This is a genomic window from Mesorhizobium sp. SEMIA396 (genome assembly GCF_024518615.1).
GTDB lineage: Bacteria > Pseudomonadota > Alphaproteobacteria > Rhizobiales > Rhizobiaceae > Mesorhizobium.
In genome coordinates, this window is the sequence record NZ_JANIFC010000001.1 from 499385 (window position 1) to 513995 (window position 14611).

Genomic DNA, 14611 nt, shown 5'->3' on the forward strand with positions numbered 1-14611 from the left:
GAGCGCGTGCCTGGTAGTAACCAATGTTTAGGTTAATCGCGGGTCCGCTGCTTCCAGCGCGGTGCGATCGCCGAGCCATCGATGAACTCAAAGCCGCCAGCCTCGTTGAGCGTGTGAAGTTTACGCCCGCTCCATAGCGCACCTGGATTTAAGATGGTTTCAACGACCTGCTCCATGCCGATCAAATCAAGGTGAGAAATGCGTGCGATGCCAAGCGCCGCGCCATAGCTCCTGCGGCAGTCCTGCACCGGGCGCAGCAGGTCGTTGCCGCGCCTGACCATGCGGCCGGCCGGCCGCGCCGAGGCAATGTCGATCAGCACGGGATTTTTGGGATGCGGCGTCCAGGGGCCGCGAAAATTCGGCGCCGACCATAGGTGCAGCGCGTCGGAGAAGGCGCCGCCACCGTCGCGGACGGTGGCGAACAGCCACCAGGCGCCGCCATGCTCGACAAGCGTGGCGTCGCTGGCCACGACACCGGACAGAAGCGTCGCCTCCTTGACCCATCCACCGGGGAAGGCGGTGGCCCGGTAGAGATCGACGGTGCCGTTGGCGCAGCTTTCCGGCACCATCCAGACCTCGCCGTCGCGCTCGAAGACGAAGGGGTAGGAGAGATGGTAGGGCAGATCCAGCACCGGTTCAGGTCGTCCGAGCGGGCCTGCCGGGCCGAAGGGCACGGCGGAGATGATGGCTTTGCCGAGCCGGTGGATATAGTCCTCGACGAACAGGGTCAGCTGGCCCTGGTAGAGGATGGGAAACGGATCGGCGTAGAAGCGGCTGCCATCGTCCGGCAGCTCTTGCCAACCCGACGCCGGATGGGCACGCAGGTCGAACAGATCGGAGCCCCCGGTTTGCCGCCAGCCGACCTTCCAATGCGGCGCGTTGTAGCAAAGGTGATAGATCTTCTGGACGATCCGCCGCGCCAGCGCCTTGCCGGCTCTGACCCCAAGCTTGCCGGCCGAGGGCATTGGCGGCGGGCTGCCTGCCTGCGCCGGCTCTGGCAGATCGGGCACCGACTTTGCCGCGCCTGACATGGCAGCGACGATCAGGCTTGCTGTGCGCGCCAGCATATCCTGGAAGGACGCCAGCGCGATGCCGCCATATTCTGTGCCCAGACGCCCGGCCGCGATCGCAACGCCGTTCTCCTCGATGCGGGCAAGTGGCGTGCGGCCGGCGAGGATCGAGGCCAGCAAGGCCGCTTCGCCGCTGGCGCCGTCATAGGTGACGTGCCAGACGCGTGTGCTTTCCAGCCTGACATCGCCGCAGAGGTCGATGACCAGGTCGGGCGAAGCGGGGGACTGCCGATAGGGCGCGAGCGCCGAAAGCGGCACACGCTTGGCCAGTCCATCATGGGCCAGTCCATCATGGGGCAGTCCGTGGATCGCCGTTTCGAGTTGAAACAGGGCTGCGGCGCTGCGCGGAATGCCGCCGCCCGCCGGCCTGACATCGACGGACAGTTCGTCGCCGAGCGCGGCAAGGCGCTCCAGCAGCGTGAGATGAAAGGCGCGGACGCAGTCGCCGTCCAGGCGTAGACTTATCTGCATGGTGGAGGCCCGAAAACGCGGTGCCCGGCCTTGCCGGCCAGGCCGGTCCGGTCAAATTGTAACCCCATCTGCATCCGTCTCCGCTCGCCGCGTAACCAACACCCCGATATGTATATTTTTAAGCAAACCGCGTGCCAAAATTCACGTCACCTCTCAACATAATTAACAATGTTTTAACAGTTGGAGGAATAGCTAGGTTAGCGCCGCAACTGACCTTGCCGGCATATGGAGTATTGTCGGAGGCAGCCATGCAATCATCCCTGCCCATGGTTCCTCAGCAACACTCTCCGGATGCGGCACGCGCGGGATCATACGCAGCTTCGACTGTCGAACTGGGCGACCTGAAGCGCATCCTGGTGCGCCGCCGGTTCTGGATCTTCGGCACTGTCGCACTGCTGACGCTGGTCGCCCTTCTCTACGGTCTTTTCACGCCCGCGCTCTACAGCTCGGCGGCGGAAATCCTCATCGATCCGCAGGACCTGCAGGTGGTCACCAACGACGTCAATCCCAGCCGTATCTCACCCGATGGCGGCATCACGCAGGTCGAGAGCCAGGTCAGCGTGGTCCAGTCGACAGGCGTGCTGATGCGGGCGATCGCGGCGACAAACCTGACGCAGGATCCGGAATTCAACGGGCAGGGCTTGCTGTCGCGCCTGCTCGGTTCGGCATCGGCCGAAGGCGACAGGTCGGTGCAGACACTCGACGCGCTGCGCCGGCGCCTGGCGGTGAAGCGGGCCGACAAGGTCCTGGTCCTCGACGTCATCGTCACCGCCAAGAGCGCCGACAAGGCCGCCCTCCTGGCCAACGCCATCGCGCAGGCCTACCTGGTCGATCAGGCGAGCGCGCGCGCGAAAATGGCCAGGGACGCCTCCGAGTCGATCACCGCCCGGCTGGACGAGCAGCGCAAACGCGTCCAGCAGGCCGAGAATGCCGTCGAGGCCTATAAGTCCGCCAACAACATGGTGATGGCGGCAGGGAACCTGGTCAGCGACCAGGAACTGACCGAGATCAACACGCAGCTTGCGGCGGCGCAGAGCCGCACCGCGGCGCTGAAGGCGCAGGTCGACCAGATGCGCCGGCAGAGCGGCACGGCGGACGCAACCTCGGAGGCGATGCGTTCGGCGGTGATCTCGAGCCTGCGGGCACAGGAGGCGACGCTGGTCGACCAGGTCTCGCAGCTCGGCACGGAGCTGGGGCCGCGTCATCCTTCGCTGATCGCAGCCCAGCAGCAGCTGCGCGACACGCGCCAGCTGATCGCGCGCGAGCTCGGCCGCATCGCCACCGCCACCGAGACGGACTACGAACGGGCGCTGGCCAACCAGCAGGCGCTGGAAGCCAAGGTCGCCGGCATGAAGAGCAAGTCGCTCGACACCGACCAGGCCTCGGTGCGGCTGCGCGAATTGCAGCGCGATCTCGAGGCGCTGCGTTCCGTCTACTCGAACTATCTCCAGCGCGCCCAGGAGACGCGCGAGCAGATCAATGTCGACAGCACCAATGCGCGCATCATCTCCAATGCCATGCCCGCCTTGAAGAAAAGCTGGCCGCCTTTGCCGCTGCTGTTGCTGGGCGCGATATTCGGCGGCCTCGGGCTCGGCACCGGTCTGGCGCTGATCGCCGAATATTCCTCGCCGACGGTGCTTTCCAGCGCGCAGATGCAGTCGGCCATCGACGCGCCGGTGCTGGGCGTGGTGCCGGCAAATTCAGGCACTGGGTGGCGCTGGTGGCCTTTCGGCGCAAGTTCGGCCGCCGCCTCCAGCCAGAAGACCGACGCCGTTGTCGGCCTTGCGCTGAGGCGCATGTTCAGTTCGGGCCAGCGTCCGGCGGACTGGCCGCTGGTGCCTTCCATCCTGGTGACATCGTCGCCGGGCGAGGGCGCGCAGCGCAGCCGGGTGGCGCGGCTGCTGGCCAATGCCGCGGCGTCCAGGGGCAGCCGGGTGCTGTTCATCGATGCCAATGCCGGCGGCGGCGACCAGAAGGATCCGCAGCCGGGGATCCTCGATGTGCTGCGCGGCGAGTACGCCTTTGAGGCCGTCAGCCATTACGCCGCCGGCAGCAACGTTGCCGTGCTGGGCAGGGGCCGCTCAAAGGCGGTTTTCCAGGAAGCGCATGGCATCTATTTTGCGCAGCAGATGCTGGCCCGGGCCAGCCGGAGCTTCGAACTCGTCGTCATCGACGGCGGCGCGCTGGCCGACAATCTCAATGCCTCGCCGCTGGTCGCCATGGCCGACGAGATCGTACTCGTCGCCACGCTGAACGCCACCCCGATGCGCGACGTCACGACGACCGCGCAGGCGGTTTCCGTCATGGGGCGGTTGCCGACGGCCGCCTTGCTGGTCGACGAGGCCGCCTGATATGGCTGCCAGTTGGAGCGCAAGCGCTTCGAACCATGGTGCTGCCGCACCCCGCGCCGGCACGTCGCTCGATGCGCTGACGCGCTTCGGACTGATCGCGGCGGTAGCGGTGCTGTTCGGCATCTCGGGCGGCATGCTGTGGCTGGTCGGCTACAATTATGATGGCCTGTTCGGCAACCCGGCGACCAAGATCCACCCGTCCACCTATCTCATCGTCCTCTTGTTTGCCTGGCGCTCCTGTGCGTCAGGCAATCCGGTCGGCTATATCGTCCATCTCGCCGACAGGCGGCCGGCCAGCGCGCTGATGGCCGCCATATCGATCGTGCTTTTGTTCGTCGTCATCGCCAGGCAGCGGCCCGGCATGGCTGGCATGATCGATACGTTCGTGGCCGCGGCACTTCTGGTGCTGATGCTCAGCGAGGACGACGAACGGACATTCGCCGGGCTGCAGACCGTCGTTCACGTTGTCATGACGGCGAATGCGCTGCTTGCCCTTTTCGAGTTCGCCACCAAGACGCTTATCTTCCCCTATCGCCTCGACGGCGTGGCGTTTACCACCGATCTGCGCTCGAGCGCGCTGCAGGGACATCCGCTCGCCAATGCCATGGTGACGTCGATCTACGTGCTTGCGCTGCTCTCCGGTGCCAGATCCCTGTCGACGCCTGTGCGGATAGGATTGATCGGCCTGCAATGCGCGGCACTTGTCGCGTTCGGCGGCCGTTCGGCGATGGTGATGACGATTGTGCTGGGCGGTTGCTATCTGCTTTCCAAGGGCATCAGCAAATTGCGCCGGGGACGCGTCAATCTCTTGGGTGCGGCACTCGGCTTCATGCTTGCCGCGCTGCTGCCGGTCGTCATCATCGTGGCGGCATATTATGGCTTTTTCGATGCGCTGCTGGAGCGCTTCGTGTCGGACAGCGGCAGCGCCAATGCCCGCGTCGAGATGTTCGAGCTCTTCAAGCACCTGGAATTACGCGATCTGATCGTGGGGCCGGATGTCGACCTGATTGACAGCCTGCGCCGCATCAACGGTCTCGAACAGGGCATCGAGAACCCGATTATCCGCACCGTCCTCTATCAGGGCGCCTTCTTCACCCTTTTGCTGACGTTCGGCTTCGTGCTGTTCCTGTTCGAGGTGGCGCGCCGCTGCCATCCCGGCATCTGGCTGCCGATGCTGGGCTGGGTCATTCTGATCAACACCTCGGAAAGCGTCGCGTCGAAGACGACGCTGCTGACCAAGTTCGTGGTGCTGGCGCTGGTGCTTTACCGGCCGACGCGGGCAGCGTTCAGGCCCGTCAGTCCGCCGGCATGGTCAGGCCAAGCGCCGCGATGATATCGGGGTCCAGTGCCCGGGTGGTGTCGTCCATCATGCCCATGCCATCGAAGAGATCCCACAGTGCCCAAGCGAAGCCGAGTTCCTCGGCGCTCCGTCTGACATCGGCGATGTAGCGCGCGCGATCCGGATTGGGGGCGGCGACATAGCGGGCGTCGGTGCGCAGCGCGCCGAACTCGCCCATGATGATGCGTTCCGGCGCAAGGCCGTGGCCGTCGGCCCAGTCGCGAACCTGGCGAAGATATTTGTCGACAAACCAGCGGTCGGGCCGGGCGTCGAAATAGACTTTCAGCACACGCTCGGTATCGGCATAGGCTGCCTGCTTGGCGTCTTCAGGGATTTCGGTGTCCTGCGCCATGCGCGCCCTGACCGATGCCAGCGTCTGTTCCAGCGAGCCGGCAGATGCCGGCCACGGCACATTGTTGAGCGACCGGTAGACGGGCTCGCGCATCCAGGGTGCCCCCTGATGGCTGAACAGATAGGGCTCATAGAAGTGGAAGGTGAACAGGATCGGCTCGAACGGGGACAGCGGTGCCGGATCGAGCGCTGTCAGTCCGCTCACCATCGAGCCGCAGCCGCCGGTGACGACCAGCGGCAGGGTCGCGGCCGATGCTCTTGCCGCCGTCAGAAGTGAAAGCTGGATCTGCGACCAGACGTTCGACGCGCAGGCCTGCGCCGGCTCGTTGACCGGCTCGAGCGCCACCCTGCCGGGCTGGAACCGCGCCAGCCTGCCGGCAAGCTCGCCGACCAGCCCGCGGTAGAGATCGAACGCGGGTGCGGCGGTGCTGGAGACCATGCGGTCGGGGTTCCAGTAATGGGTGGCTGCATTGGCCTGGATGTTGACGATGATGCCGAGATCGGCGTGGAGGGTGGCCGTGACAGCGGCATCCAGCATGTCCAGCAACCGGCTGCGCGTGGTGGCGTCGGCGGCCAGGAAAGGGCCGGGATCAACAGGCAGTCGGATGAAATCGAGCCCGGTCTCGCGCAGCCGACGCAGGTCGTCCGGGGTCGGCACCGGCCGTTGCGACTGGAAGGGCGGCCAGTCATAGTCGGTGCGCGGAGCGGGAAATTCGCGCGTCAGCGAGAACCAGGGCCAGGCGTTGACGCCGCGCCGAAATCGCGGCCCGGCGGCTGCGCGAGCGATTGGTGCGACCGGGAGCGAGCCGAGAGCCGCCGCGGTGGACAGCGCCGTCCGCAGCACCCGCCGGCGCGACCAGCCTGTCATACGGTTCCTGGCGATGCATGATCCATCGCGGTGGTCTTGGCGGCGGTCATGCCGAGCAAATGATAGGCCTCATTTTCATAGGCGAGCAGGACATCGTCCCAGCGAAAGGCTTCCTGAGCGCGCGCCCTGGCGGCAACGCCGCAGGCCTTGACCAAGGCGTCATTGTCCAGCGCCTGCTGCATCCGCTTGGCGCAACTGTCCTTGTCGGTGAAGTAGATCGCCGCAGCTCCGGCGGTCCATCTGTTGTAGGGATTGTCGTGGGCGATCACCATGTTGCCGGCCGCCAGCGCCTCGACCAGCGACGGGTTGGTGCCGCCGACCGTGTGGCCATGCAGATAGGAGCGGGCGTGGTATCTGAGCGCCTTGACCGTCGCCTGGTCGTAGATGGCGCCCGGCAGGACCACCGAGCCATTCGCCGCCTTGCGGATGGCGGCATGATAGGGGATGTCGTCGGACAGCGTTCCCAGCACTACCAGCTTCATGTCGCGCTTGGCGGAGCAAAAAGCTTCGACGATTGGCAGGATGTTGTTGTCGGGTTCGATGCGCGCGATCGAGATGAGATAGCGCCCGGGCTCGAGGCCGAGCGCCCGGACCGGCGCCTCGGGCGCCGATGTCACCGGATCGGCGCCATAGGCGATGGTGGCGATGGCGCTGCGCGGCCGGCGCGTCGCCAGGTGATCTGCGATGGCGGGATGATCGGCGACCAGCCGATGCGAGGCCCATGCGCCGATCCATTCGTTGAGCCAGAACCAGGTTCGCGCCGCCATTCCCCATTTTGGGCGGCGCCACTCGATGCCGTCCATGTTGGTGAAGATCTTGCGTCGCTTCAGCCTGAGCCAGGTCAGGAAGACCGCGCCATTGTAGCCGAGCACCAGGCAAACGCCCGGTCGCCGGGCGGCGTCGCGGGCGCATTGCCAGTCGAATTCCAGCGTCGCGCGCGGTCCCTTGGAGGCAACCTGGATGTGAATGAGCTCGATGCCGCGCCAGGTTTCGCTGCGCACCCTCTGGTCGATCCGCTCGACCTCATCCTGGCAATAGACGCCGACTTTCCAACCGCGCCCGACAAGAAACAGCGCCAGTTTTTCGGCAAAGGTTTCAAAGCCGCCATGGGCCGCGGGTATGCCGCGGGTCCCCAGGATCAGAATGGCGGGCGTTTCTGGTTTCATGGCCGGCGGCACTTTCACATGTCTCATACATTAGATATTGCTTAATTTATAATGAGCAGATGGCAACTTCCGTGCCACCTCCCGATTTCGGTATCCTGCGAGGGATCATCGCGCGGGGTTGTAAAAAAACGGTGTTGAAGCCGATGGTTGTTTCATTCTCGGTCAACCCTTCTGTGCGTAGCTGTATCGAAACGAAGCAATGCCTGGGGCGTACGGCCGGCAGTCGGGCGTATCGAACCAGGCATGATTCTTGCGGACGGGCTTCTGCCACAATCGCCCAGCGCGATGGTTGTAGCACCCGGCGGGATATAAAGATGCGGATTGCCTGCGTTCATCAGGGTTATGAACTCTATGGTTCTGACCGCAGCTTTGCGGAGAGCGTTGCCGCGCTGCGCGCCGCGTTTCCGTCGGCCGACATCGAAGTGGTTTTGCCACGTAGCGGGCCGATCGTGCGGATTCTGGAAGCGCATGCCAGCCGGATCGTATTCGAACCGCTGTGGGTGCTGAGGCGCCAGGCCATTGCGCGCCTTGCGACCGTCGAGATGGCGCGATTGCCAATTGCCGTGTTCAGGGCGTGGCGGCGGCTCAAGGATTGCGACCTCGTCTATGTCAACACCTCGATCGTGGCCGACTACGCGCTGGCCGCACGCCTTCTTCCCCAAAAGGCCGTCCTGCACATCCACGAAATCCCCGAAGGCGCCATGCGCAGGATACTCGTCGGCCTGATGCGCTGGAGCCATGCCGATCTGATCTTCAACTCGCGCGCGACGCGCGCCGCTTTCGGCGATCCCAAGACCGCGCGCACGCATGTCGTCTACAACGGCGTTGCCGGGCCGGCGGCGGTCGAACCGACCACCTATGACGGCAAGCGCCCATTGCGGGTGCTGCTGCTCGGCCGCATCAACCGGATCAAGGGGCAGGAAATCCTGCTGGAGGCGATCGCCGCGATGCCGGCAGAACTCCAGTCGAGGATCGAGGTGCGGCTGGTCGGCGGCGCCTTCGAAAGCACCGAGCGCGAGCATGCGCTTGCCGAACTGGTCGAAACCATGGGGCTTACCGGGCGCGTCAGAGTCCTGCCTTTCATTCCCGACCCTTCGGAGCATTATCGATGGGCCGATATCGTCACCGTGCCGTCGCGGCGTCCGGAATCGCTGGGCCGCGTCGCCATCGAGGCGATGGCATACGGCCGGCCGCCGCTTGTGTCGGCGATAGGCGGGCTGGTGGAAGTGGTCAGCGACGGGGAGACCGGCTGGCATGTTCCGCCCGGCGACGCAGCAGCTCTTGGCGCGAAATTGCAGGAGATCATCCTCGCCCCTGAGGCCTGGCGCGGGTTTGTCGCTGCCGGGCGCGCGCGCTACGAGGCAATCTTCAGCGAGCCGGTCGCGGCCGCGGCGATCACCGCGATCGCCGCCGACAAGCTGAAGACGACCATCGCGCGGCCGGGCAGGGTGCCTGCTGCCCGCGAAGCGGAGACGCGGCCGTGAAGCTAGCGTTTCCGAGCCATCTGGTTCGACGCCTCGTGCTGATGATCGGCGGCGAGGCGATGCAGAGCGGCTTTCATTTTGCCCTCAACATCATGCTGTTGCACATGCTGTCGGCGCAGGGCTACGGCCTCTTCGCCATCGGCATGGTGATGGGCGGTGTCGGCCTGTCCTATATCAGGTCGCTCACCGCCGTTCCCGCCAGCATCTGGATGAGCAAGAGCACCAACAGCGCCGGCGTCGATACCTATGACGTGGCGTTCGGAACGGCGGCGCTGATCGTAGCGTTGCTGATGGCCGTCGGCACGGCAGTCCTGATGCATGTCCTTGGCGATCCAAGCGGAATTGCTGCCGGCTGCTTCGTCGGTGCCTGGTCGTTGCGCAGCCATATGCGCACGGCTTTCTTCGCACGGCGCCAGCAGGTTGTCGTCTCCGTCAGCGATGGCGCTTTTACAATCGCCGGCTGTGTCCTGACCGGGCTGTCGATCTGGTTGGTCCAAGACCCGCTGCAGACCGTGTTCTATGCACTAGCCGCGGCAAATGTTTTCGGCATTTTCGTCCTGGTCCGGCTGGCTCGGCGCTCGCTTCGCATCAGCTTCCGCATGCCGACCCGGCGACGCTATGTCAGGCTCTGGCCCCAGCTGCGCTGGTCGGCATTCAGCGCCACCACCACCAACATCCAGGGCCAATGTCTGGCGCTGCTGGTCGCCGGCATTGCCGGTCCTGCCGCCTACGCACCGCTGGCGGCGGTTCTGGTGCTGTTTGCCCCGCTGCGCATCATCAGCCTTGCTTTCGTCAACATGACGCAGCCGGATCTCGCCAGGCTGATGCGGAACAATGAAACGGGCCGTGTCTGGACGCAGGCCAAGATCTGGGCACTCGTCATGGGGTTTGGCGGCCTTGCATATGGATGCGCCATCATGTTCGTCCTGCCGATGATAAAATCCCAGGCTCTCCAGGACGCTTCGACCTGGTTCATCGGACTTTTCGTGATCGCGAATTTTGTCCCGATCATGCTCTATATCATGCCCCGCATCGTGCTTGAGATACTCGGCGATTTTCGGATCGTCGCGTTCACCACGACGGGCGGCGCGGTCGTCGGGCTGGCACTGATCGCGGCCCTGCTGGCAATCGCGTCTCCGCCGTGGGCGCTGTTGGGTTCCGCCGTCTCGGAGATGTTCGTGCTCGTGGCATCATGGTATTTCGCGCATCACCGCATGTGGAATATCGAGCATCCCGACGAGGCGCGCGACAGCCGGTTGGGCGCCTGGCGGCGCACGCTGTCGTTCGCCACGGCAAAGCGATAGGAAAAATATGGCAGTCCAGGCGGTGCAAATTGCTGCGGTGACCGGCTCGCCCGATGGCCAGTCCTCCCATCCGGCCGTCGTCGTCTCCAACGATGCATACACGGCGCGGCTCCACACCAGCCTGGAAGCGGTGAGGCCGCTCTGGTTGCGCCTTCAGGCGGACGGTGTGTGCACCGCCCACCAGAATTATGCCTGGGCCGAGGGGATCGTAGCGCGGCTGATGCCTGAAGGTGCGGAACTGCTCATCGTGGAGGTAAACGACGCCGTGACGGGCGTGCCGCGAATGCTGGTGCCGTTGATACGGCGACCGGCTTTCCGCCATCGAGTGATCGAGTGGCTGAGCTGTGGCGTTTGCGACTATTCGGCACCGTTGCTGGCCGATGCGAGCCCGTGGACGACGCAGTCGGCGCAGGCCGCGTGGGCCGCGGTGCGCTCCGTGCTGCCGCCGGCGGACCGTATCCAGATCAGGGGAATTCCGCAATCGATCAGCGGTGTCGCCAATCCGCTGGCCCTGCTGGCGGCCACGCGCGATTCCCTGCATACCAGCTTCGGCCTCGCCATCGACGGCGATCCGGAGACCGTCCTCAAGCGCCTATGCCGGCCATCCTTCGTCAAGGCTTTCAACAAGGACTGGCGTCGCCTCGAACGGCTTGGCGGCGTGGAACTGGTCGAAGCCAACACGCCGGCCCTGGTGGAGGTCATCTTCGCCGGCCTGGTCCGGATGCGGCTCAGCCGCTTTCGCGAACTGGGCCGCTTCGACCTGCTGACGCAGGCGGCGGTTGTCGATTTCTATCGAAACGCTGCTCTCGAGGGCCTGTCGGATGGGTCGGTGCGGCTCTTCGGGTTGCGTGTGGGTGAAGCTCTTATCGCGGTCCAATACCTGCTGATCCATCAAGTCACCGTTCATGCTCTGCTGATCTCAATCGATCAGGGCGCGGTGCCTAATGTCTCGCCTGGACTTCTGATCATGGGCAAGTTGATGAGCTGGGCGCGCGGGCGCGATTTCAATTATTTCGACCTGTCGGTAGGCAACCAGAGTTATAAGGAGCATATGGGTGCCTTGGGTTCGGGTCTGCGCGAGCTTTGCCACGGGATCACGGTGCGAGGCAGCGCCGTGAGCGCAGCCATCGAGATCCGCAACCGGGCCGAGGTGTTCGTGCGCTCCAAACCTCGGCTGCTGAAGAGGCTCCAGGGACTGATGCGGGGTTTGCGGCGCCTGCGCGGGGGATCAGAATGACGGGAGAAGCATGTGGCAAGCTACGCGGCGGGAACGACTCCGATAAAGGATTTGCCCGGTGGGCCGGTTTCCCCGACTGTCGCCAACGTTGATGCAACCGCGCACTTCACGGCTCGGCTGCACACCAGCTTCGACACCGTAAGGCTGCTATGGCTGCTCCTTGAAGCTCACGGCGTCTGCACTGCCCACCAGCATTATGCCTGGGTCGAAGGAATCGCCGCACGGCTGAAGCCCAAAGACGCGGATCTGGTCCTCGTCGAGGTGAGTGACGCAGTGACCGGCGCGCCGGCCATGCTGTTGCCGCTGATGCGGCGCCGGGCCTTCGGCCACCACGTGATCGAATGGCTGAGCTGTCGCGTGTGCGACTACTCAGTGCCGCTGCTGGCGGATGGGATAGAGTGGACCAGGCAGAGTGCCGACGCCATGTGGGCGGCGGTCCGTGCCGTGCTGCCACCGGCGGATCGCATCCATATCGCGGGAATTCCGCAGCAGGTCCACGGCGTGGCCAATCCGCTGGCACTGCTTTCGGTGGCGCGCGACTCCATCCAGGTCAGCTCCGGCCTCGTCCTGCATGGCGATCCGGAGACGCTCATCAAGCGGATCTGCAAGCCGTCCTTCGCCAAGGCCTTCCGCAAGCATTGTCGCGGCTTCGAACAGCTTGGTGGCCTCGCTCTGATCGAGGCCGACACGCCTGATCTGGCCGAGGAGCTCCTGGATGCTCTGTTGGAACTGCGGCTCAAGCGTTTCCGTGAGCTCGGGCGTTTCGACCTCCTGACGCAGGCGCCGGTCGTCGATTTTTACCGCGCCGCGGCGCTGCAAGGCCTGTCCAATGGATCGGTGCGGCTCTTCGGACTACGCGTCGGTGAAGCCTGGCTCGCCTCCATCTATGTGCTGGTCAGAAAAGGCACACTTCACGCCCTCCTGCTCGGCATCGACCAGAATGCGGTCGCCAATGTCTCACCCGGCCTGACGACGATGGGCAAGCTGATGATGTGGGGATGCGAGCGGGGCTTCGACTATTTCGACCTGTCGGTCGGCGGCCAGGGCTACAAGCAACATATCGGCGCCTCGAGCTCGGTACTGGCCGAGATCTGCGAACCGGTGACGGTGCGGGGCAGGGCTGCGAACGCAGCCATTTTGCTGCGCAGCCGGGTCGAAGGCATGACGCGGTCGCGTCCCCGGCTGCTCAAGGCCGTCCAGGGCCTGACGCGCCGCTTGCGGCGACTGAAGGACTGAGGAGGAGCGCTTGCCGGTCCTGCGATGCAGAGCACCAAGACCGGCAGGCAAGCTTGTTGACAGGGTTGGTTAGCTCTATATCTGAAAGCGCGGCTTGACGTTCAGAAATGAGTGTCACGGGCGGATTTTTTTAAGTTGGCGTTTTCGGCAGATCATCTCGATGAATGCAAGTTTAGGAGATGGGATTCGTTCCATCCTCATTATTCAAACGAAGTACATTGGAGATGTCGTTCTGACATCTGCTTTGGTTCGCAATCTACGTCTTTCTTATCCACAAGCATCGGTGACCATGCTTTGTGCGCCGGGTCTCAAGGAGTTCATCGTCGCGCAAGGGATCGCCGATGTTGCCGTTGGCTTTGAATCCCGTGGCAGAGGAAGGACTCTGCGCAAGCGTTTGAGCGACTATCGTGGCGTCATCTCTGATCTGCGGCGTCGAAGATTTGATCTTAGCATCGACCTTACCGATTCAAAAACCTCGCGGATCATGCATCGTTTGATCGGCGCTCCACTTCGCGTCGGCTTCGATCCTTCCGAGCATCCGATGAAGTTCTGGGAAATCCAGCTTGCAAACGTTCTCGCCGCGACCTTCGGACATGGCGGACCGCATTATCTCTACAGGAACCTGTCTCCTCTCCGCGCCCTTGGGCTGGATTGTGAGGATCCAACACCTCGGCTGCAGCCGACCAGTACTGCCCAGGAAGAGTGTGCCAGGCTTCTTGCGGAAAACGCTTTGGCGAAGAAGTCGTACGTGGCAGTGCATGCCGGCGCGAGGTTCGAAGGACGTTGTTGGCCGCCGCAACATTTTGCTGCGGTCATCGACGAAGTATACGCCAAAACCGGGCTGCGATCCCTCCTTGTTGGCGGGCCGGATGAAGGGCTTGCCGCGCAAAGGATCCTTGAAGTGGCAGCATCGCCGGTCGCAAGTGTCGTCGGAAAAGCCTCGCTTGAGGTCCTGACGGCATTGTTGGCCGAAGCGTCGATCTTTCTTGGCAATGAGAGCGGCCCGATGCACATCGCGGCCTCTGTCGGAACTCCAGCGGTGGGGCTGTACGGTCTGACGTCGCCAGAGCAATGGGGCCCGTTCGGTGTTCCCAACCGGACGCTCCAGCCGCCCATGCCTTGCCCGTGCATCGCTCCAGGTGTGTGTAAAGAAAACAACGCCGGTGGGGTCTATTGCGTCCAGCGGCTCCAGGTTGCCGATGTTGCGGCGGTGACACTCGATCTCATCGGCACGGAAGTTCAAAAATCTGCTCATTCGGGCATGCCGGCCGCGTAGCAGGGCGGCAGCGACGGGCGATTGTTTGGCGGCGCGCTTCACGTCTTGATTCAGGCCGAGGCTCAAACATCTTCAAAAGATTGGCAAATTTGACCGGGCCGCATCCTGCGCTGTCCGCGAAATTGACAGGACGGCGCGTCTCCGCCATCCTTGACCCCAGTCGTCAGGCTGCCGGCAGCGGCCGCGTTGTGTGTCTGGGGCGACCGAGGGCAGTGTCATGTTCAGTCCCGTCACAGGTCAGAATTCCAAGCGCGCCGCGGTGCGCAAGGCGCTCGATCGTCACAAGGTCTACATCACCGCGCAGCGTTTTTCGGCAGGCAGCTACCAGGCCCGGGTTCTGGTCGACGGCGAGGCCTATTGGGTCGACGAATTCCGGCTGAGCCAGCTGCAGCAGGGACTGTCGCCGGCGGAGCTCGAGTTGACGCCGGCCGTTGACGATTGAGCGCGACTGGCTTGTT

11 protein-coding genes are annotated in these 14611 nt (G+C 64.1%); 8 read left to right on the plus strand and 3 right to left on the minus strand.

Annotated elements, in window-relative coordinates; genetic code table 11:
• Positions 1-32: 32 nt before the first annotated feature.
• Entirely contained in the window at positions 33-1541 is a 1509-nt protein-coding gene (locus NP503_RS02520) for a formyl transferase (RefSeq protein WP_127270228.1), read from the minus strand.
• Between the two features lie 248 nt (positions 1542-1789).
• Here NP503_RS02520 and NP503_RS02525 point away from each other — a divergent pair, with 248 nt between their 5' ends.
• Together NP503_RS02525 and NP503_RS02530 are read left to right on the plus strand one after the other, a co-directional pair.
• On the plus strand, positions 1790-3892 hold the full coding sequence (locus NP503_RS02525) for an exopolysaccharide transport family protein (RefSeq protein ID WP_127272564.1): 2103 nt from the start codon (positions 1790-1792) through the stop codon (positions 3890-3892).
• Position 3893: 1 nt separating this feature from the next.
• Positions 3894-5225, plus strand: coding sequence for a VpsF family polysaccharide biosynthesis protein (locus tag NP503_RS02530; protein WP_127272565.1), 1332 nt, complete (start codon positions 3894-3896; stop codon positions 5223-5225).
• Here the strand turns inward: NP503_RS02530 and NP503_RS02535 are convergent.
• Positions 5188-6450: a glycoside hydrolase family 5 protein gene (locus NP503_RS02535; RefSeq protein WP_127270842.1), complete on the minus strand. Its 1263-nt coding sequence runs from the start codon at positions 6448-6450 to the stop codon at positions 5188-5190. The two genes, NP503_RS02530 and NP503_RS02535, sit on opposite strands and share 38 nt — an antisense overlap.
• On the minus strand, positions 6447-7616 hold the full coding sequence (locus NP503_RS02540) for a DUF1972 domain-containing protein (RefSeq protein WP_164749030.1): 1170 nt from the start codon (positions 7614-7616) through the stop codon (positions 6447-6449). Before NP503_RS02540 ends, NP503_RS02535 begins: the two co-directional genes overlap by 4 nt.
• 314 nt (positions 7617-7930) lie before the next feature.
• On the opposite strand from NP503_RS02540, the gene NP503_RS02545 reads away from it, so the two are divergent.
• From NP503_RS02545 to NP503_RS02570, 6 genes are all read left to right on the plus strand, one after another.
• Positions 7931-9100 carry a glycosyltransferase gene (locus NP503_RS02545; RefSeq protein WP_127271504.1) on the plus strand — a complete coding sequence of 390 codons (1170 nt, stop codon included), beginning with the start codon at positions 7931-7933 and terminating at the stop codon, positions 9098-9100.
• Positions 9097-10404 carry a hypothetical protein gene (locus NP503_RS02550; protein ID WP_127271502.1) on the plus strand — a complete coding sequence of 436 codons (1308 nt, stop codon included), beginning with the start codon at positions 9097-9099 and terminating at the stop codon, positions 10402-10404. The genes NP503_RS02545 and NP503_RS02550 overlap by 4 nt, the downstream gene beginning before the upstream one ends.
• Before the next feature lie 7 nt (positions 10405-10411).
• The gene (locus tag NP503_RS02555; protein WP_127269108.1) at positions 10412-11641 is read left to right on the plus strand and encodes a GNAT family N-acetyltransferase; all 1230 of its coding nucleotides are present in this window, start codon (positions 10412-10414) and stop codon (positions 11639-11641) included.
• 12 nt (positions 11642-11653) lie between these two features.
• The gene (locus tag NP503_RS02560) at positions 11654-12877 is read left to right on the plus strand and encodes a GNAT family N-acetyltransferase (protein ID WP_127269109.1); all 1224 of its coding nucleotides are present in this window, start codon (positions 11654-11656) and stop codon (positions 12875-12877) included.
• Between the two features lie 94 nt (positions 12878-12971).
• Positions 12972-14153: a glycosyltransferase family 9 protein gene (locus tag NP503_RS02565; RefSeq protein ID WP_306245672.1), complete on the plus strand. Its 1182-nt coding sequence runs from the start codon at positions 12972-12974 to the stop codon at positions 14151-14153.
• A 217-nt stretch (positions 14154-14370) separates the two neighbouring features.
• Positions 14371-14595 (plus strand): hypothetical protein, encoded by a 225-nt coding sequence (locus NP503_RS02570; RefSeq protein ID WP_127269110.1) that lies wholly within the window; start codon positions 14371-14373, stop codon positions 14593-14595.
• Positions 14596-14611: the final 16 nt, after the last annotated feature.